We start from the raw sequence: 1,069 nt of genomic DNA on the forward strand, positions 1-1,069 counted from the left end.
GTACAGCTATTGAAGCCGCGGTAAAACAAGCGCAGGCAGAAACCAATAAACCGACCTTAATTATCTGCAAAACCATTATCGGTTTCGGTTCACCGAATAAACAAAATTCCCACGATTCTCACGGTGCCCCGTTGGGTGATGAAGAGATTGCACTCACTCGTAAAAACTTAAATTGGGATTATGCTCCATTTGAAATTCCGGCTGAAATTTATGCCGAGTGGGATGCCAAAGCGAAAGGTCAAACCGTTGAAAAAGCATGGGATGAAAAATTTGCTGCATATGCGAAGGCATTTCCTGAATTAGCGGCAGAATTTACCCGTCGTGTAAATGGTAACTTACCGGCAAACTGGACTCTTGAGTCTCAAGCTTTCATTGAAAAATTACAGGCTAATCCGGCAAGCATTGCCAGCCGTAAAGCCTCACAAAATGCCATTGAAGCCTATGCTCATTTATTGCCTGAATTTTTAGGCGGCTCGGCAGACTTAGCGGGTTCCAACTTAACCTTATGGTCAGGCTCTAAACCGATTCGAGCCACAACGAATGTGGACGGCAACTACATCAACTACGGTGTACGCGAGTTCGGAATGTCTGCAATTATGAACGGTATCGCCTTACACGGCGGTTTTATTCCTTATGGTGCAACCTTCTTAATGTTCTACGAATACGCTCACAACGCAGTGCGTATGGCGGCACTGATGAAACAACGCTCATTGTTTGTGTACACCCACGATTCCATCGGCTTGGGTGAAGACGGACCAACCCATCAACCGGTTGAACAAACAGCAGCATTGCGTTTAATTCCAAACTTGGAAACCTGGCGTCCTGCTGACCAAGTAGAATCCGCAATCGCATGGAAAGCGGCGGTTGAACGCAAAGAAGGGCCGAGCGCATTGATTTTCACCCGTCAAAACTTGGTGCAACAAGACCGCACTGCTGAACAATTAGCGAATGTGGCACGCGGTGGTTATATCTTGCGTGATTGCTGTGAAAAAGGCGATTGCCCTGATTTAATTCTTATCGCAACGGGTTCTGAAGTGGAATTAGCCATGAAGGCGGCGGAAGTGTTAGA

1 protein-coding gene is annotated in these 1,069 nt (G+C 46.6%); it reads left to right on the forward strand.

The window, feature by feature from the left end; genetic code table 11:
* The coding region (locus tag EDC44_RS12915; RefSeq protein WP_481219198.1) for a transketolase family protein at nucleotides 1–1,069 on the forward strand (1,069 nt) is incomplete at both ends.

It is taken from the genome of Cricetibacter osteomyelitidis (assembly GCF_004340985.1).
Lineage (GTDB): Bacteria > Pseudomonadota > Gammaproteobacteria > Enterobacterales > Pasteurellaceae > Cricetibacter > Cricetibacter osteomyelitidis.